The following is a 17,806-nucleotide window of genomic DNA, read 5'->3' on the forward strand; positions in this document are numbered from 1 at the left end:
TGCCCCTCACCGGTAGGCGCGACGGGTGTCGGGAGGCGGGATGGTGGCGCCCTTGTACTCGACCGGGACGCCACCGAGCGGGTAGTCCTTGCGCTGGGGGTGGCCGTCCCAGTCGTCGGGCATGAGGATCCGGGTCAGCGCCGGGTGGCCGTCGAAGACGACGCCGAACATGTCGAACGTCTCGCGCTCGTGCCAGTCCGCCGTCGGGTAGACCGCGGTGACCGACGGCACGTGCGGGTCCTCGGCGGTCACCGCGACCTCGAGCCGGATGCGGCGCCGGTAGGTCATCGAGGTCAGGTGGTAGACGACGTGCAGCCGGGGCCGGTCGGGCGTGGTCACCGGGCCGCCGCTGTCGAGGTAGTCGACGCCGGAGACGCTGGAGAGCAGCTCGAAGCGCAGCGCCTCGTCGTCCCGCAGCGCCGAGACCAGGGTGAGCAGGTGCTCGCGGGCCACGAAGTAGGTGATCTCGCCGCGGTCGACGAGCACCCGCTGCACGGCGGCGTCGTACGTGGCCGGGCCGACGGCCTCGATCAGGGCGTCGGTGACCTCGTCGAAGTAGCCGCCGTAGGGCCGGTCGGTGGAGTGCAGGGCGACGGCACCGCCGGGCTCGACGCGGACCAGCCCGCCGAAGCCGGAGGTGTCGCCGCTGCCGCTGACGCCGAAGGCGCCCTTGCGGAAGCCGCCGCTCGGGGCGCTCGCGCCCTGCGCGGCCTCGTCGCGGCCGCTGCGGTCACCGGGGCCGGTCACCGCCAGGCCTTCCCCATGCCGGTCGGCCGCTCCTCGGGCAGCAGGACGGCGTTGCCGTTGCGCTGCTCGAGCATGAACTGGCCGGTGCGCCCCTCGGCCGCGGCCGCCTCGTACGCCCGGCGCAGCTCCTTGTCGGCACGCACGGTGGAGGGCATCTCGACGAGCAGGTCCTTGCCCGTGCCCTCCTCCTGCTCGCGGGCCAGCTGCCGGGCCCGCTTGGGGCCGAGCGGCTCGTTCATGATCTTGTGGTGCAGCTTGAGGATCGCGTCGGTGAGCATCTCCGGCCGCGGCGGGCAGCCGGGCAGGTACATGTCCACCGGGACGATGTGGTCGACGCCCTGCACGATCGCGTAGTTGTTGAACATGCCGCCGGAGCTGGCGCAGACGCCCATGGCGAGCACCCAGCGCGGCTCGGGCATCTGGTCGTAGATCTGCCGCAGGACCGGCGCCATCTTCTGGCTCACCCGCCCGGCCACGATCATCAGGTCGGCCTGCCGCGGCGAGGCGCGGAAGACCTCCATGCCGAACCGGGCCAGGTCGTAGCGGCCGGCGCCGGTGGCCATCATCTCGATCGCGCAGCAGGCCAGGCCGAAGGTGGCCGGCCACAGCGAGGACTTGCGCGTCCAGTTCACGAGCTTCTCGACGGTCGTCAGCAGGACGCCGCCGGGGAGCTTCTCCTCGAGACCCATCGTGATGCCCTTCCGGTGACCCAGTCAGTCCCAGTCCAGCCCGCCGCGACGCCAGACGTAGGCGTAGGCGAGGAACACGGTGGCGATGAAGACGACCATCTCGACCAGCCCGAACAGCCCGAGGGCGTCGTTGGCGACCGCCCAGGGGTAGAGGAAGACGATCTCGATGTCGAAGACGATGAACAGCATCGCCGTGAGGTAGTAGCGGACCGGGAACCGGCCGCCGTTGAGCGGCTGGTCGACCGGCTCGATGCCGCACTCGTAGGCCTCGAGCTTCGCGCGGTTGAACCGCCGCGGCCCCACGAAGGGCGCGACGGTCACCGAGAACAGCGCGAACGCCGCGGCCAGCGCGAAGAGCCCGACGATCGGGACGTAGGTCGAGAGCATCAGCGGCACCCTACGGTGAGGTCGATCACGTCTCGGTATCCGGCCCGGTTAGGACGCAGCGTGTCGACATGTTGGCGCACTGTCAGATCGACCACGTCAGACCGCCGGGGCCAGCCGGTGCAGGAAGGCGAGCGCGCGGTCGACGCCGTCGCCGTGCCGCCCGTCGCTCAGGTTGCCCATGAGCCGCAGCGCGCCGCGGACCAGCGCCGGCCGCTTGAGGCCGTGCGCGGTGGCGAAGCGGACCAGGTCGGGGCGGGCCAGCAGGGCGAGGAATCCCATGCCCAGCCGGTGGTGAGAGCCGTACTCGGCGCGCAGCCGCTCGGGGTAGCGGCGCAGCACCGCCTCGCGCGCCGGACCGGCGGGGCGGGCGAGCGCGGCGGCGGCGGTCTCGGCCGCCGCCCGGCCGGTCTCCATCGCGTAGCTGATGCCCTCGCCGTTGAACGGGTTCACCGTGCCGGCGGCGTCCCCGGCCAGCAGCAGCCCGCGGGTGTACGCCGGGCCGCGGTTGAGCGCCATCGGCAGCCCGGCCCCGCGCACCGGCGTGACCGCGTGCTCCTCACCCAGCTGCCACTCGGGCGGCAGGCTGCCGAGCCACCGGCGGAGGACCGCCCGGTGGTCGGCCTCCCCCGACCGCCGGGTGTCGAGCAGGCCGAAGCCGACGTTCGCCGTCCCGTCGCCCATGCCGAAGGACCAGCCGTACCCGGGCATCGAGTCGGCGTCCGGGCCGTCGGCGGTGAGGTCGAAGGAGATGTCGAGGTAGTCGTCGTGCGTGCGCGGCGTCGCGACGTACCGGCGGACGGCGACGCCGAGCGGGCGGTCCTCGCGGCGGACCAGGCCCAGCGACTTGGCCAGCCGGCCGGACAGGCCCTCGGCGGAGACCACCAGGGGGGCGCGCCACTCGGCCGGCTCCTTCCCGGGGCCGACCTGCGCGCGCACCCCGGCCACCCGGCCGGCGTCGTCGAGCAGCGGCTCGGTGACCGTGACCTCGTGGTGCACCCGGGCGCCGGCCGCGGCCGCGTGCGCGGCCAGCATCGCGTCGAGGTCGCGGCGGGGGCGGACGAGGCCGTAGCCCGGCCAGCGGTCGAGCCGCGGCCAGTCCACCTCGACCACCTGACCGCCGCCGAAGACGCGCAGCCCCTTGTGCCGCACCCAGCCGGCCGCGGGCGAGGTGTCGATGCCCATCTCGTCGAGGGCCTTGACCCCGCGCGGGGTGAGGCCGTCGCCGCAGACCTTCTCGCGGGGGAACAGCGACTTCTCGAGGACGACGACGTCGAGACCGGCGGTGGCCAGCGTCCAGGCCGCCGAGGAGCCCGCCGGGCCCGCGCCGACGACGACCACGTCGGCGTGCTGCGGCACGCGTCGGTCCGTCGGCACGGCGACCCCTCTCGGCTCCCGAGGCTCCTGTCGACTTTGTGAAAAGGTTCACAAAGTCCGCAGTCCCGAGTCTAGGCCGACCTGTGTCGAAGATGACAGCGGCCCCCGGGAACCGTTACCGCACGGTGCCGCGCCCGACGTCCGCCGGAGGCCGCCGCCACCGCCGTCCGCGCTGGTGGGAGGGGGTGCCGGCGGCGGGATCGGTGCCGGGCACCGGGGGCTCGCGCCAGCTCATCCCCCGACCGCGGGGCGGCGGCCGGCCAGCGCGGCCACGACCTCCGCGTCGCTCGTGGCGGCGAAGTCGTCGTAGCCCTGCCCGACCGCGGAGAAGCCCTCGGGCGCCCACAGGCAGACCACGTCGTCGACCAGGGGGCGCAGGTCGGCGCAGGTGTGCGGGGAGCCGACCGGGACGGCGACCACCACCCGGGCCGGCGCGGACCGCCGGACGGCGGCGACCGCGGCGCGCATGGTCGCGCCGGTGGCCAGCCCGTCGTCGACCAGGACGGCGGTGCGGCCGGCGAGCGGCAGGGGCGCCCGGCCGTCGCGGTAGGCGGCCTCCCGGCGGCGCAGCTCGGCGAGCTCGCGTTCGCGCACGGCCGCGAAGGCGGCGGGGTCGACCGGCACCCGGGCCAGCACCGCCTCGGTGCGGACCGACTCCACCGCGTCGCCGGCGGCGGCGATGGCACCCATGGCGAGCTCCGGCTGCCACGGCAGGCCCAGCTTGCGGACGACGACCACGTCCAGCGGCGCGCCGAGCGCGGCGGCGACCTCCGCGGCCACGACCACCCCTCCCCGGGGCAGCCCGAGCACCACGGCGTCCGCCGGGGCCCCCGGCCGCTCGGCCAGGGCGGCCCCGAGCGCGCGGCCGGCCGCGCGCCGGTCGGCGAAGGGCTTGCGCTCCCGCGCCACGGCGCGGTCTCAGACGGGCTGCGGCCCCGAGGGCGGCGGGGCGATCGGGTCGGCCGGGTCGGGCACGGGGGTGGGCGGCGCGGGCTCCGGCGGCGGCAGCGGGTCGATCGGCGTCGGCGGCTGCGGCACCGGCGACGGGTCCGGCGGCGGCATCGTCATGGTCAGACGCTACGGGAAGGACCCCTTTCTCCCCACCCCTCGCACGCCCGGGGCCGGACCGCGGGCGGGAGGGACCTCAGCGCTTCCTGGCCCGGTGCAGGGCCACGATCCCGCCGGTGAGGTCGCGCCAGGCGACGTCGGCCCAGCCGGCGGCCTGCAGCCGGGCGGCGAGGGCCGGCTGGTCGGGCCAGGCGCGGATCGACTCGGCCAGGTAGACGTAGGCGTCGGGGTTGCTGCTGACCGCCCGCGCGATCCGCGGCAGCGCCCGCATCAGGTACTCGAGGTACACCGTGCGGAACGGCGCCCACGTGGGGCTGGAGAACTCGCAGACGACCAGCGTGCCGCCGGGCCGGGTGACCCGGAGGAACTCCCGCAGCGCGGCGTCGGGGTCGGCGACGTTGCGCAGGCCGAAGGAGATGACGACGCCGTCGACGCTCTCGTCGGCCAGGGGCAGCGCCATCGCGTCGCCGGCCACCTTGGGCACCGGCCGGGCCGCCCCGGCCCGCAGCATCCCCTGCGAGAAGTCCAGCGCGATCGCGCTGGCCCCGCCGGCCGCCAGCTCCACGGTCGAGACCGCGGTGCCGGCGGCGACGTCGAGCACCACCTGCCCGGGGCGCGGGTCCAGCGCCGCGCGGGTCGCCCGCCGCCAGGCCGCGTCGCGGCCGCCCGAGAGCACCGTGTTGGTGACGTCGTAGCGCCGCGCGACGCGGTCGAACATGGCCGCGACCTCGGCCGGCCGCTTGTCCAGCCCCGCCCGGAGACCGCTCGTGCGCGCGTCCTCTCGCCGGTCTCCCACGGCGGCGACGCTACCCGTGCTCCTAGTCTGGACCCGTGACCGCGGCCGCCGTGACCTCGCCGGAGGCCGCGCGCGCGTTCGCCTCCACCCGGCTCGAGGGCTCGCCGGCGCTGCTCGACGCGCTGCCGTCCGAGAGGGCGCTGTCGTGGGTGCGCCACGGCGAGGGGCTGGTCGGCTGGGGCGAGGCCGCGCGCCTGGAGGTGAGCGGCCCGGGCGCGCTGGCCGAGGCGGCTCGGTGGTGGGCCGCGTACACCGCCGGCGCGGTGGTCGACGACCGGATCGGCGTCCCCGGTTCGGGCCCGGTCCTGTTCAGCAGCATCGCGTTCGACCCGGTCGGCGGGACGTCGGTGTTCGTCGTCCCCGAGGTGGTCGTCGGCCGGCGGGGCGGCGTCGCCTGGGTGACCACGGCCGAGGGCGCCGACCCGCGCCGCGCGCTGGCCGCCGCCGTCCGGTCCTCGACCGACGACGGCGACCCGGGCCGGCTGCGCTATGCCGACGGCGTGCTGGACCCGGTGCGGTGGAGCGCCGCGGTCGCCGCCGCGGTCGAGCGGATCACCGCCGGCGACCTGGCCAAGGTGGTGCTCGCCCGCGACCTGCTGGTCACCTCCGACGTCCCGCTCGACCCGCGCCGGCTGCTGCGCCGGCTCGCCGCGCGCTTCCCCGGCTGCTGGACCTTCGCCGTCGACGGGCTGCTCGGCGCCACCCCCGAGCTGCTGCTGCGGCGCACCGGCCGCGAGCTCTCGGCGCGCGTGCTGGCCGGCACCGCGCCGCGCGGCGCCGGGGACGACGACGCGCGGCTGGCCGCGCAGCTGCTGACCTCGGCCAAGGACCGCGCCGAGCACGCGTTCGCGGTGCGGTCGCTGGTCGAGGCGCTGCAGCCCTACTGCACCACCCTGTCGGCGCCCGCGGAGCCGGAGCTGCTCACCCTCGCCAACGTGCGCCACCTGGCCACCGACGTGCGGGGGGTGCAGCGGCGCAGCAGCCGGGCGGGGCTGCTCGAGCTGATCGGCGCCGTGCACCCCACCGCGGCCGTCGGCGGCGCGCCGACCGCCGAGGCGGTCGCGCTCATCGGTGAGCTGGAGGGCATGGACCGCGGCCGCTACGCCGGGCCGGTGGGCTGGCTCGACGCCCGCGGGGACGGCGAGTTCGGGCTGGCGCTGCGCTGCGCCGAGATCTCCGCCGACGACCCGTGCAACGCCCGGCTGTTCGCCGGCTGCGGCGTCGTCGCCGGCTCCGACCCGGCCGCCGAGCTGGCCGAGACCCAGGCGAAGTTCGCCGCCTTCCGCGCCGCGCTGGAGGGCTGACCCGGCGGCCCGGGCCGGCCTCGGCGCCCCCGGCCGATCTCACCCGTGAGGGGCGGTCCGCTCCAGGCCGGCGGTTTCCGCACCGATCACGTTCCGGTGACCGCCCCGAGCTCCGCAGGAGGGACCGACCGCCTGCGGTCGGCCGCGCCCCGCAGCGTGCTCGTGCTCGCCGTGCTGCTCCTGCTGGCGACCGTCGCGCTCAGCCCGCGCTCCGTCGCCGGCGGCGTCGCCGCCCTCACCGTCGCGGTCGGCGCGGCGGCGGCCGCCTGGGTCGGCGTGCGCCGGCGGGCGCTGCGCCGCGGGCGCGTGCCGTGGACCGCGCTGACCCTCACCTCCGCGGCGCTCGCCGACGTGGTGGCGCAGGGCGTCGAGTGGGGCACCGGCACCCCACCCGGCGTCTCCGTCGCCGACCTGCTGCGGGTGGCCGGGTACGGCACCCTCGCCGCGATGGCGCTGGGCGGCACCGTCGGCGGTCGCCGCCGGCAGGGCGCGGCCCTCCACGCGCTGCTCGACGGCTGCGCCGCCCTCGCGGTCGCCCTGCTGGTCGTGCACCGCAGCGGCGCCGCCGAGGCGCTCGCCGCATGCGGGCTCGGCGGCCTGGACCGCGCGCTGTTGCTCGGCTACCCCGTGCTCGGCGCCGTGCTCGTGGGCCTCGTGGCGTGGCGGGTCGTGCTCGACGGGCGGATCCGGGTGGCGGCGCTGCTCGGGTTCCTGGGGTCGGGCTGCTGGCTGGCCGCCGACGTCGGGCGGCTGGCCATGGTCACCTCCGGCGTCGACAGCGGCCTGCCGCGGACGGCCCACCTGGCCGGCATGGTCCTGCTGGCGGCCGTGCCGTGGGTCCGGTCCACCCCGGTCCCCGACCAGTCGCGGCGCGCCCTCGGCCACGGCGGCTGGCGGCTGGCGCTGAGCACCGTGCCCTTCACGGTGCCGGCGACCCTGGAGGTCCTCGACTGGGTCCGCGGTGAGCGGATCGACCCGCTGCCCTACCTGTGCACCTACGGCGTCCTGCTCGCGCTCGGCACGGTCCGCACCCGCTCCCTGGCCCTCGACGGGAAGCGCGCCTGGGCGGCCGTGCGCTCGCAGGCGCGGCGGTTCGAGGCCCTCGCCCTCAACACCTCCGACGCCGTCGTCGTCGTCGACCGGGACGGCCGGCTGACGGCGGACTCGGCGTCCCTCGGCCAGCTCCTGGGGCGGCCGGCCGTGGCCGGGGACGACTTCCCCGGCCTGCTGTCGGCACTCGGCGTGGTGCCGGTCGCCGCGCACACCGTGCTGGACCGGACCCGCCGCCGCCCGGGCACCGCCGTCGAGCTGGAGCTCGAGGGCCGCACCGACGACGGCCGGCCGCTGTGGCTCGGCGGCCGCGCCGTCGACCTGTCCGACGACCCGGACGTCGCCGGGGTCGTGGTGAGCGTCTACGACATCACGCGGCGCAAGCTGGCCGAGCGGGAGCTGGCGCACCAGGCCTTCCACGACGGCCTCACCGGCCTGGCCAACCGCCGGCTCTTCCTCGACCGGGCAGAGCAGGCGCTGCGGCGGGCCGGGCGCACCGGCGGCGCCCCGGTGGTGCTCTGCCTCGACCTCGACGGCTTCAAGGACGTCAACGACAGCCTCGGCCACCAGGCCGGCGACGACCTGCTGCGGGCGGTCGCCGCGCGGCTGCAGCAGGTGGTGCGCGCCGGCGACACCGTGGCCCGCCTCGGCGGCGACGAGTTCGCGGTCCTGCTGGAGGACACCCCCAGCGGCCCGGCGGACGCCGAGGCGATGGCCGACCGGCTCCTCGCGCTGCTGGCCCGGCCCGTGGACCTCGACGGCTCGTCGGTCTCGGTGGGCACCAGCATCGGGCTGGTCGTCGCCGAGCCCGACGCCACCCCCGACAGCCTGCTCCGGGACGGCGACATCGCGATGTACCGCGCCAAGGCCGCGGGGCGCCGGCAGTGGGTCGCCTTCACGCCGGGCATGCGCACCGCCGAGCTGGAGCGGATCGAGCTGGAGCGCGAGCTCGCCGGCGCCCTCGACGGCGGCCAGCTCTCGCTGGCCTACCAGCCGGTGATCGACCTGGCCACCGACCGGGTCGTCGGCTTCGAGGCGCTGCTGCGCTGGTGCTCGCCCACGCTGGGTCCCGTCGGCCCCGACCGGTTCGTCCCCGTCGCCGAGGGCTCCGGGCTGATCGTGCCGATCGGCCGCTGGGTGCTCGCCGAGGCGGCGCGGACGGCGGCGCGCTGGCAGCGCGCCCACGGCACCGGGCTCACCATGGCGGTCAACGTGTCCGCCCGGCAGCTCGCCGACGAAGCGTTCCTCGGCGACGTGGAACGCGTCCTGGTCGACAGCGGCGTGGCCCCGGGCACGCTCGTGCTCGAGGTCACCGAGACCGCGCTGATCGCCGACCCCGAGGCCGTGGGGCGGCAGCTGGCCGAGCTGCGCCGGATGGGCCTGCGCATCGCGCTCGACGACTTCGGCACCGGCTACTCGTCGCTGAGCTGGCTGCGCGCCTTCCCGGTGGACGTGCTCAAGATCGACCGGTCCTTCGTCGGGCTGCTCAGCGGCCCGGGGCAGGACGCGGCGATCGTGCACGGGCTGGTCCAGCTGGGGCACGGCCTGCGGCTCGAGGTCGTCGCCGAGGGCGTCGAGCACGAGGAGCAGCGCGACCTGCTGCGCGCCGAGGGGTGCGACCTCGCGCAGGGCTGGCTCTTCTCCGCCGCCCTGCCGGCCGCGGAGGCCGAGCGGCTCCTGGCCGGGGCGGCGGCCGGGGCCCCGGCCTAGACCTCCAGGGCGCGCGCGGCCTCCGCGCGCAGGTCGCGGGCCAGCCGCGCCTCCGCGTGCTGGTCGGTGCGGACGACGACGACCCGGGGTCCGCCGTCGGCCAGCGCCGCCGCCAGCTGCTCGGGCTCGCTCACGGAGGTGGCCGCCCAGCCCAGCGCGCGGGCGACGTCGACCAGGTCGCGGCCGTGCGGGGTGCCGAACACCCGGCGGTAGTCGGCCGCGTGGCGGTCCTCGCCCGGCTCGAGCTGGGCGAAGATGCCACCGCCGTCGTTGTCGGCCACGACGAGCGTGAGGTCGGGCAGCCGCTCGCCGTCCCCGGCGAGCAGGCCGGTCAGGTCGTGCAGGAAGGTGAGGTCGCCGACCAGGGCGAACGCGGGGCCGTCGTGCGCGGCCGCGGCGCCGAGGGCGGTGGAGACCGTGCCGTCGATGCCGGCCACCCCGCGGTTGGCCAGCACGGTGAGCTCGCCGCGCGGGACGGCGAGCCGGTCGACGTCGCGGACCGGCGTCGAGGACCCCAGCACCAGCAGGGCACCGGCCGGCAGCGCGGCGACGACGTCGCGGGCGAGCCGGGCGGCGCTCAGCCCCGGGGCGTCGTCGAGGACGGCGTCGACCGCGGCCCCGACGTCGGCGGCCGCCGCGCACCACGCCGCCAGCCACCCCTCGGCCAGCGCCTCGGCCGGCGGGTCGACCGCGGTGCCGAGGGAGACCAGCTCGCTGCTGCGCGGCGCGTCCGCCCAGCGGGGGCTGGCCGCCACCGTCTCGACCCGCACCGCGGGGTCGGCCAGCAGCGCCGAGACCGGCCGCGAGAGCGTCGGCCGGCCGACGACGAGCACCCGCTCGGGCCGGTGCTCGCGCAGCCACCCCGGGACGCCGAGCACGAGCGGTCCGCAGCGCACCACCCCCGCCGCGCCCCACGCGCCGCTGCTCGGCTCGGCCACGACCGGCCAGCCGCGCTCGTCGGCGAGCACCGCGGCGGCGTGCCCGAGGGCGTCGGGCGCGTCGCCGGCGATCACGAGGGTGCGCGGCACCCCGGACGGCGCGGAGCGCACGGCCACCGGCGCCGGGGCGGCCTCGGTCCACGGCCGGCCGTCGGCGCGCCCGGCCCAGGGGGCCGCCGGCTCGGCGGGCGGCTCCTCCTCCGGCAGCAGCGGCTCGCGGAACGGCAGGTTGAGGTGCACCGGCCCCGGCTCGGCCGACAGCGCCCCGCCCGCGATCAGCAGCGCCCTGGCCACCAGCGAGCGCCAGTACCGGTTCTGCGCCTGCTCCCGGCCCGCCTCCGGCACGCCGACGTCGGCCGCCCAGCGCACCGCCCCGCCGTACAGCCCCGGCTGGTCGATGGTCTGGTTGGCGCCGGTGGAGCGCAGCTCCGGCGGGCGGTCGGCGGTCAGCGCCAGCAGCGGCACCCCGCTCGCGTCGGCCTCCAGCACGGCGGCGTGCAGGTGCGCCGTCGCCGTCCCCGACGTCGTCAGCACCGGCACCGGCCGGCCCGACCGCTTGGCCAGGCCGAGGGCGAGGAACGCCGCCGTCCGCTCGTCGATGCGCACGTGCAGCCGCAACCGGCCGGCCCGCTCGGCCGCGGCGAGGGCGAGCGCCACCGGCGCCGAGCGCGAGCCGGGCGCCAGCACGGCGTCGGTGACGCCGCCGCGCACCAGCTCGTCGACGAGGACCCGCGCGAGGGCGGTGGAGGGGTTCACGCGGCGCGCACCGCGTCGAGGCGGGCCTGCCAGCGGGCCCCGGTCTCCGGGTCGGCCGCGACCGCGGGCAGCCGGTCGGGCTCCGGGCGGGTGACCGGCAGCGCGCCGTCCACCGGGAGCAGCGGTGCGCTGGTGACGTCCTCGGTGAACAGCGCGACGGTGGCCAGCCCGCAGGCGAAGGGCAGCTCCGGCAGCGCCGCGGCCAGCGCGACGCCGGCGGCGATGCCCACCGACGACTCCAGGGCGCTCGACACCACGCACGGCAGGCCGTGCGCCTCGGCCACCCGCAGCGCGGCGCGCACCCCGCCCAGCGGCTGCGCCTTGAGGACGACGACGTCGCACGCCTCCCGCAGGTCGACCGCGAGCGGGTCGGCCGAGCGGCGCACCACCTCGTCGGCGGCCACGCGGACGTCGACCCGCCGGCGCAGCGCCGCGAGCTCGTCGAGGGTCGCGCACGGCTGCTCGGCGTACTCCAGCCCGACCCGGTCGAGCTCGCGGAGGCGGCGGACCGCGGTGTCGACGTCCCACGCCGCGTTGGCGTCCACGCGGATCCCGCCGGCCGGGCCGAGCGCGTCGCGGACCGCCTCCACGCGGGCCAGGTCGTCGGCCGCGGTCTGCCCGGGCTCGGCGACCTTCACCTTGGCCGCGCGGCAGCCGGAGGCGGCGACGAGCGCGTGCGCCCGCTCGGGCCCGACGGCCGGCACGGTGACGTTCACCGGGACGGCGTCGCGCACCGGGTCGGGCCAGCCGTGCACCGCGGCCTCCTCGGCGGCGGCCCACCAGCGGCGGCTCTCGGCGACGTCGTAGTCCCAGAACGGGGAGAACTCCCCCCAGCCGGCCGGGCCGTGCACCAGCACGCCGTCGCGGACGTCGATGCCGCGGAACCGCGCGCGCAACGGGACGCGGTAGACCTGCACCGGCAGCGCGCCGGCGTCCGGGCTGCCGGCGGCCGGGGCGGTCACGCGGAACAGCGTAGTTCGGCAGGGCCGCAGCCCAGCCCGGCAGGGACGTAGCCTGGCGCCCGTGGCCCGGCAGCTCACCCTCCTGCGAGCGCCCGGCCGCTCCGAGGCCGAGGTGCTCGGCGTCGTCGAGCCCGCGGTGCGCGCCTGCCTGGCCGGATCCGCGCCCCTCGCCGTCCTCCCGGCCGGGCCGCCCGCGGCCGTCGCGGCCGCGCGCGCCGTGCTCCGCCCGGACGAGCCGCTGGAGCCCGGCGCCGACCTCGTCGTCGTGACCTCCGGGTCCACCGGCGGTGGGCGGGGGGTCCTGCTGCCGGCGGCGGCGCTGACCGCCTCGGCCACCGCCGCCCTGGAGCGGCTCGGCGGCCCCGGGGCGTGGCTGCTGGCGCTGCCGGTGTCGGCGATCGCCGGGCTGCAGGTCCTCTGCCGCGGCGTCGTCGCCGGCCGCCGGCCCACCGTGCTGGGCGACGGCGAGCCGCTGGCGGCGGCCGCCGCGCGGATGCCCGCCGGCCGCCGCTACACCGCGCTGGTGCCGACCCAGCTGCGCCGCTACCTGCACGAGGAGCCCGCGGCGCTGGCGGGGTTCGACGCCGTCCTGGTCGGGGGCGCGGCGACCGACCCGGCGCTGCTCGACCGGGCGCGCGCCGCCGGGGTCGCCGTCGTGACGACCTACGGCATGACAGAGACCGCCGGCGGCTGCGTGTACGACGGCGTCCCGCTCGACGGCGTGCGCGTGCGGGTGGCCGACGGCGTGGAGATCGCCGGGCCGACGCTGGCCCTCGGCTACCGGTCGGACCCGGCGGCGACCGCCGAGGCGTTCACCGGCGGCTGGTTCCGCACCCGCGACGCCGGGTCGGTGGACGCCGACGGCCGGCTGACGGTGCACGGCCGGCTGGACGACGTGGTGATCACCGGCGGGGTCAACGTGGTGCCGCAGGCGGTGGAGGCGGCGCTGCGCGAGCACGCCGCCGTCGCCGACGCCGTCGTCTTCGGCCGGCCAGACGCGGAGTGGGGGCAGCGCGTGGTCGCCGCGGTCGTCCCGGCGCCGGGGGCGGGGCCGACGCTGGCCGCGCTGCGCGCGTGGGTCGCCGACCGGCTCGGCGCGCCCGCCGCCCCGCGGGAGCTGCACACGATAGCCGCGGTCCCGCTGCTGCACACCGGCAAGCCGGACCGCCGCGGCGTCGCGGAAGAGCTGCGCTGATGGCCACCCCCGCGCAGTGGCTGGCCGGCGCCCGGCCGCGGACCCTGCCCGCCGCGGTCGCCCCGGTCCTGGTCGGCACCGGGGTCGCGGCGGCGCTCGACGGGTTCCGGCTCGTCCCGGCGCTGCTCGCGCTGGTGGTCGCGCTGGCGCTGCAGGTGGCGGTCAACTACGCCAACGACTACTCCGACGGCACCCGCGGCACCGACGCCGACCGGGTCGGGCCGATGCGGCTGGTCGGCTCCGGCGCGGCGACGCCGCGGCAGGTGCTGCTGGCCGCGCTGCTGGCGTTCGCGGTCGCCGCGGTGGCGGGGCTGGTGCTCGCGGCGCTGTCGAGCTGGTGGCTGGTCGCGGTCGGCGCGGTGTGCATCCTCGCCGCCTGGACCTACACGGGCGGCCCGCTCCCCTACGGCTACCGGGCGCTCGGCGAGGTCTTCGTCTTCGTCTTCTTCGGGCTGGTCGCCGTCGTGGGGACGACGTTCGTGCAGACCCGGTCGCTGGACGGGCTGGCGTTCGCCGCCGCCGTCCCGGTGGGGCTGACCATCGTCGCGATCCTCGTGGTCAACAACCTGCGCGACATCGAGGGGGACGCCGCCGCCGGCAAGCGCACGCTCGCCGTCGTCGTCGGCGACCGCGCGACCCGGCTGGGGTACGTAGGGTTGCTGGCGGCAACTTTCGTCGTCGTCGTCCTGATCGGGCTGGCGCGCCCGTGGGCGCTGATCGCGCTGCTGGCCGTCCCACTCGCCGTCCGACCTGCGCGGACGGTGCTCGGCGGGGGTCGCGGTCCGGCGCTCATCGGCGCCCTGCAGGGCACCGGGCTGGTCACGCTGGCGACAGGAGTGCTGCTCGGAGGGGGTCTGGCGGTCACCGGATGAGGTGAAAGTCGCGGAAGATTCACCGGGGAGGCCCCGCTCCAGCCGTAGGGAGTCTAGAAGCAGGCGCGACGTAGGGGGATCCGGTGGCCACTGCTGAGGACGTGCTCAACGCCGTCGACGAGGTCGTCTCCGACGGCGTGCGGCGAGGACTGCTGCTCAACCACGTCGAGGACGGCTCCCTCGACGGCCGGCACGTGACCATCGACGGGCGCCGGATGGTCAACTTCGGTTCCTGCTCCTACCTGGGCCTGGAGATGCACCCCGCGCTCAAGGCCGGCGTGCACGAGGCGGTCGAGCGCTACGGCACGCAGTTCTCCTCCTCGCGCGTCTACGCCTCCGCGCCGCTGTACCGCGAGGTGGAGGAGACGCTGGCCGGGCTCTTCGGCCGCGGGGTCATCGTCACGCCGTCCACCAGCATGGGGCACCTGGCCACGCTGCCGACGCTGATCGGCGGGCGCGACGTCCTGCTGCTCGACCACCAGGTGCACAACTCGGTGCAGACGGCGGCCAAGCTGGTGGCCGCCGGCGGGGCGAAGGTGGAGCTGGTCCCGCACAGCGACCTGCGCACGCTGGAGAAGCGGCTGGAGGCCTACCGGCGGACGCACCGGCGGGTCTGGTACGCCGCCGACGGGCTGTACTCGATGTACGCCGACCTCATGCCGACGGCGGAGCTCGACGAGCTCGCGGCCCGGTACGAGAACCTCTGGCTCTACGTCGACGACGCCCACGCGGTCTCGTGGACCGGCCGGCACGGCCGGGGGCACGCCCTCGAGCACCTGGCCCCCGAGACCCTCTCCCGCACCGTCGTGGCGGCGTCGCTGAACAAGTCGTTCGCGGCGTCCGGCGGGGCGATCACCTTCCCCGACGAGGCCACCCGCGGGCGGGTGCTCCGGGTGGGCGGACCGCTGATCTTCTCCGGGCCGGTGCAGCCGCCCATGCTCGGGGCGATCCTCGCCTCGGCCCGGCTGCACCTCGGCCCCGAGGTCGCCGAGCGGCAGGCCCTGCTGCTCGACCGCGTCCGGCTGTTCAACCGGCTCGCCGCGGAGGCCGGCCTGCCGGTCGTGTCGGAGTCGGAGACGCCGATCCGCTGCGTGGGCGCCGGGGTCTCGTCGGTCGCCTACCGGCTGGTGGAGCGGCTGCGCTCGGCCGGGTTCCACGTCAACACCGCCTCGTTCCCGGCGGTGCCGGCCAAGCGCAGCGGCGCCCGGCTGACGATCACCGCCCACCACACCGAGGACGACGTCGCCGGCATGGTCGCCGCGCTGGCCGAGCACCTGCCGGCCGCGATCACCGACGAGGGCGCCTCGGTGGACGACCTGCACCGCGCCTTCGCCCGGCAGCTGCGCGGCCGCAGGGTGCTGGGCGCGGAGAAGGCGCCGGGCCGGCCGCGCACGCAGCCGTCGCTGCGCCTGGAGCACCACCGCTCCATCACCGCGGTGGACGCCGCGGAGTGGGACCGGCTGCTCGGCGGCCGGGGCGCCTTCTCCGCCGCGGCGCTGCGGACCCTCGAGTCGGTGTTCGACACCGGCGGCACCGGGGCGGCCGGCCAGACCGAGGACGCGTGGGACTTCCACTACTTCGTCGTCCGCGACGACGACGGCGCGCCCGTGGCGGCCACCTTCTTCACGACGGCCCTGTGGAAGGACGACATGCTGTCCTCCGCCGCGGTCTCCCGCGAGATCGAGCGGCGGCGCATCGAGACGGCGGACAGCTACCACCTGACCTCGACCATGGTCGGCATGGGCTCGCTGCTCACCGAGGGCGACCACCTGTACCTCGACCGCGGTCGCGACTGGCGGGGCGCCCTGCGGATGGTCCTGCGGGCCGCCCGGCACGAGGAGGACCTGGCCGCCGCCGCCGGCGTCGTCCTGCGGGACCTGCCCGACGACGCCGAGCTGCACGACTTCCTGCTCGGCGAGGGCCTCATCCGGCTGCCCATCTGGAGCACCTGGCACCGCGACGTCGACTTCGCCGACGACGAGGCCTTCCTCCGGCAGCTGACCCGCAAGCACCGCTACCACCAGCGCACCCGGGTGCTGGCGTGGGAGCCGGCCTACCGGGTGGAGGTGCTCCCCGGCGGCAGCCCGGACGCGCGGGCCGTGAAGCCCTGCGTGCGCGACGAGCTGTACCGGATGTACCGCGCCGTGCACGCCCGCTCGTTCGAGCTCAACGTCTTCCCGCTGCCGCGGCGGGTGGTCGACGCCGTCCTGGAGTCACCGGGGTGGGAGGTCGTGCTGCTGCACCTGCCCGACCGGGCGTCGGGTCCGGTGGCGTTCGCCGCCCAGCACGTGTTCCCCGGCGAGGACGGCCACGTGGCCCCCGTCTTCGTCGGCCTGGACTACTCCTACGTGCCCACCCACAACAGCTACCAGCAGCTGCTCTTCCAGGCGCTGCGCAGCGCGCAGCGGCACGGGCTGCCGCACGTGCTGTACGGGATGAGCGCCGACCTGCAGAAGTCGCGCTTCGGCGCCAGGCCGCAGCGGCGGTGGGCCTACGTGCAGGCCACCGAGACGTTCAACATGGACGTGCTCGCCCGCGTCAGCGAGACGGTCGTGCCGGCCTGACCGGTGTGCGGCCGCTCCGGCCGCGCAGGGGACCGGTCGGCGGTTGGCGGACCAGGTCCTCCTCGCGCCCGGTGGATCAGGCGGCGGGTCCCTCGCCGCTCAGGCGGGCGCGCAGGTCCTCCTTGGCCGCGCGCCGCGCCACGCTGCGCGCCGCCAGCGCCTCGGCGAGCCGGTCGCGGACCGGACGGAGGACGAGGTAGGCGATCGGCATCGAGAGCAGCACGCCGAACAGCAGGCCGGCGTAGCTCCCGAGCCCGGCGACCCACAGCACCGCGACCAGCGCGGCGACGATCGCCAGCCGGCCGAAGGTGTACAGCAGCAGCCACGGGGCCACCCGCGGCGGCGTGGCCGGTCCGCCGTCGGGACCGGACGGGCCGGAGGGCGCGGACGGGCCGGGACCGGCCGGGACCGGTCCGGTGGGCACCGCCTCAGGCGTCGGCTCGGCCATGGCGGCCCTCCCACTTCGTCGACAGGACGACGGTGGTCCGGGTGCGGGCGACGCCCCGGATCCGGTTGATCGCGCTGATGCTGGCCTCCAGGGCGGGGATGTCGCGAACCCGGACCTTGAGGACGTAGCCCTCGCTGCCGGCCACCCGCCAGCAGTCCTCGACCTGCGGCATGGCGCGCAGCGCCTCCTCGACACCGGTCTCGTCCACCGAGTCGCTCTCGATCACACCGACGAGCGCGGTGACGTCGAGCCCCAGCGCCGTCGGTTCCACCACCGCCCGGTAGCCGGTGATCACCCCGGCCGCCTCGAGCTTGCCGACCCGCTCGTGCACGGCGGGGGACGAGAGACCCACCTGCCGGGCGAGTTCGGCATAGCTGGCCCGCCCGTTGGCACGCAGCAGGTCTATGAGCTGCCGGTCCACGGCGTCGATGGTGCTTCTCCGTCCTGGGTTCGCGGCAGCGGTGCTCGCTGCCCGCCACCGAGTATTCACGCGGACGTACATTGGGGACGGACTTGGGGGTGGTGTGCCGGTGGCGGCGTTCCTGGTGGTGCTTCTGGTGGCGGTCGGCGTGGTGGTCCTGCTCATGCGCGCCGCGACCGCGGCGGGCAACGGCGGTGGCCTGTCCGCCCCGCGACCGCCGCGGGTCAGGCCCCAGCGGCCGCAGCGTCCGCGCCGTCCCGTCGCACCCGACGACGACCCGGAGTTCCTGCGGGAGCTCGACCGGCGGCGCAGCCGCGGCGAGAACCCCGGCGCCTGACCGGCGCGGCCGCCCGGTCCGCCGGGTTCACGGCGCTCCGACGGGGGGCGACGGCAGCCGGCCGTCGGCGCGGTCGTCGACCGTCAGGTCCCCCGGCCAGCCCAGCAACTCGCCCTTGCGGGGCGGCGCGGGCCACCCGATCTCGCCGCGCTGCGGAGCGTCGTCCCTGCCCATGGGGGCATGGAAGC

At 77.1% G+C, this 17,806-nt stretch carries 18 protein-coding genes; 6 read left to right on the top strand and 12 right to left on the bottom strand.

Annotated elements, in window-relative coordinates; translation table 11 throughout:
• Positions 1–6: 6 nt before the first annotated feature.
• From ACI78S_RS11150 to ACI78S_RS11180, 7 genes are all read right to left on the bottom strand, one after another.
• The gene (locus ACI78S_RS11150; RefSeq protein ID WP_456973153.1) at positions 7–747 is read right to left on the bottom strand and encodes an NADH-quinone oxidoreductase subunit C; all 741 of its coding nucleotides are present in this window, start codon (positions 745–747) and stop codon (positions 7–9) included.
• On the bottom strand, positions 744–1,436 hold the full coding sequence (locus ACI78S_RS11155) for a NuoB/complex I 20 kDa subunit family protein (RefSeq protein ID WP_456973155.1): 693 nt from the start codon (positions 1,434–1,436) through the stop codon (positions 744–746). Before ACI78S_RS11155 ends, ACI78S_RS11150 begins: the two co-directional genes overlap by 4 nt.
• Before the next feature lie 24 nt (positions 1,437–1,460).
• Complete coding sequence (locus ACI78S_RS11160; protein WP_456538640.1) at positions 1,461–1,823, bottom strand: NADH-quinone oxidoreductase subunit A; 363 nt, start codon at positions 1,821–1,823, stop codon at positions 1,461–1,463.
• A 96-nt stretch (positions 1,824–1,919) separates the two neighbouring features.
• Complete coding sequence (locus ACI78S_RS11165; protein WP_456973158.1) at positions 1,920–3,179, bottom strand: geranylgeranyl reductase family protein; 1,260 nt, start codon at positions 3,177–3,179, stop codon at positions 1,920–1,922.
• A 249-nt stretch (positions 3,180–3,428) separates the two neighbouring features.
• Positions 3,429–4,106, bottom strand: coding sequence for a phosphoribosyltransferase (locus ACI78S_RS11170; RefSeq protein WP_456973160.1), 678 nt, complete (start codon positions 4,104–4,106; stop codon positions 3,429–3,431).
• A gap of 9 nt (positions 4,107–4,115) precedes the next feature.
• A complete protein-coding gene (locus ACI78S_RS11175; RefSeq protein ID WP_456973162.1) occupies positions 4,116–4,265 on the bottom strand; it encodes a hypothetical protein in 150 nt (49 codons plus the stop codon).
• Between the two features lie 76 nt (positions 4,266–4,341).
• Positions 4,342–5,061, bottom strand: a complete 720-nt coding sequence (locus tag ACI78S_RS11180; protein WP_456973164.1) for a demethylmenaquinone methyltransferase — start codon at positions 5,059–5,061, stop codon at positions 4,342–4,344.
• Positions 5,062–5,096: 35 nt separating this feature from the next.
• Between ACI78S_RS11180 and ACI78S_RS11185 the strand changes: the two genes are divergently transcribed.
• Both ACI78S_RS11185 and ACI78S_RS11190 read left to right on the top strand, forming a co-directional pair.
• Positions 5,097–6,365: an isochorismate synthase gene (locus tag ACI78S_RS11185; RefSeq protein WP_456973166.1), complete on the top strand. Its 1,269-nt coding sequence runs from the start codon at positions 5,097–5,099 to the stop codon at positions 6,363–6,365.
• Positions 6,366–6,461: 96 nt separating this feature from the next.
• Positions 6,462–9,125 carry a putative bifunctional diguanylate cyclase/phosphodiesterase gene (locus ACI78S_RS11190; protein WP_456973168.1) on the top strand — a complete coding sequence of 888 codons (2,664 nt, stop codon included), beginning with the start codon at positions 6,462–6,464 and terminating at the stop codon, positions 9,123–9,125.
• Here the strand turns inward: ACI78S_RS11190 and menD are convergent.
• Positions 9,122–10,819, bottom strand: coding sequence for a 2-succinyl-5-enolpyruvyl-6-hydroxy-3-cyclohexene-1-carboxylic-acid synthase (menD, locus tag ACI78S_RS11195; protein ID WP_456973170.1), 1,698 nt, complete (start codon positions 10,817–10,819; stop codon positions 9,122–9,124). The two genes, ACI78S_RS11190 and menD, sit on opposite strands and share 4 nt — an antisense overlap.
• Complete coding sequence (locus tag ACI78S_RS11200) at positions 10,816–11,781, bottom strand: o-succinylbenzoate synthase (RefSeq protein WP_456973172.1); 966 nt, start codon at positions 11,779–11,781, stop codon at positions 10,816–10,818. Before ACI78S_RS11200 ends, menD begins: the two co-directional genes overlap by 4 nt.
• Positions 11,782–11,842: 61 nt before the next feature.
• Between ACI78S_RS11200 and menE the strand changes: the two genes are divergently transcribed.
• The 3 genes from menE (at position 11,843) to ACI78S_RS11215 (ending at position 16,412) form a co-directional block, all read left to right on the top strand.
• Complete coding sequence (menE, locus tag ACI78S_RS11205; protein WP_456973174.1) at positions 11,843–12,976, top strand: o-succinylbenzoate--CoA ligase; 1,134 nt, start codon at positions 11,843–11,845, stop codon at positions 12,974–12,976.
• On the top strand, positions 12,976–13,848 hold the full coding sequence (locus ACI78S_RS11210; RefSeq protein WP_456973176.1) for a 1,4-dihydroxy-2-naphthoate polyprenyltransferase: 873 nt from the start codon (positions 12,976–12,978) through the stop codon (positions 13,846–13,848). The genes menE and ACI78S_RS11210 overlap by 1 nt, the downstream gene beginning before the upstream one ends.
• Positions 13,849–13,931: 83 nt before the next feature.
• Positions 13,932–16,412: an aminotransferase class I/II-fold pyridoxal phosphate-dependent enzyme gene (locus ACI78S_RS11215; RefSeq protein WP_456973178.1), complete on the top strand. Its 2,481-nt coding sequence runs from the start codon at positions 13,932–13,934 to the stop codon at positions 16,410–16,412.
• 76 nt (positions 16,413–16,488) lie between these two features.
• Here ACI78S_RS11215 and ACI78S_RS11220 read toward each other — a convergent pair whose 3' ends face one another.
• Positions 16,489–16,860, bottom strand: a complete 372-nt coding sequence (locus ACI78S_RS11220) for a DUF4229 domain-containing protein (RefSeq protein ID WP_456973180.1) — start codon at positions 16,858–16,860, stop codon at positions 16,489–16,491.
• A complete protein-coding gene (locus tag ACI78S_RS11225; protein ID WP_456973182.1) occupies positions 16,841–17,281 on the bottom strand; it encodes an Lrp/AsnC family transcriptional regulator in 441 nt (146 codons plus the stop codon). Before ACI78S_RS11225 ends, ACI78S_RS11220 begins: the two co-directional genes overlap by 20 nt.
• A gap of 109 nt (positions 17,282–17,390) precedes the next feature.
• On the opposite strand from ACI78S_RS11225, the gene ACI78S_RS11230 reads away from it, so the two are divergent.
• Positions 17,391–17,618: a hypothetical protein gene (locus ACI78S_RS11230; RefSeq protein WP_456973184.1), complete on the top strand. Its 228-nt coding sequence runs from the start codon at positions 17,391–17,393 to the stop codon at positions 17,616–17,618.
• Between the two features lie 27 nt (positions 17,619–17,645).
• Here ACI78S_RS11230 and ACI78S_RS11235 read toward each other — a convergent pair whose 3' ends face one another.
• A complete protein-coding gene (locus tag ACI78S_RS11235; protein ID WP_456973186.1) occupies positions 17,646–17,792 on the bottom strand; it encodes a hypothetical protein in 147 nt (48 codons plus the stop codon).
• Positions 17,793–17,806: the final 14 nt, after the last annotated feature.

This window comes from Geodermatophilus sp. SYSU D00815, from assembly GCF_054050035.1.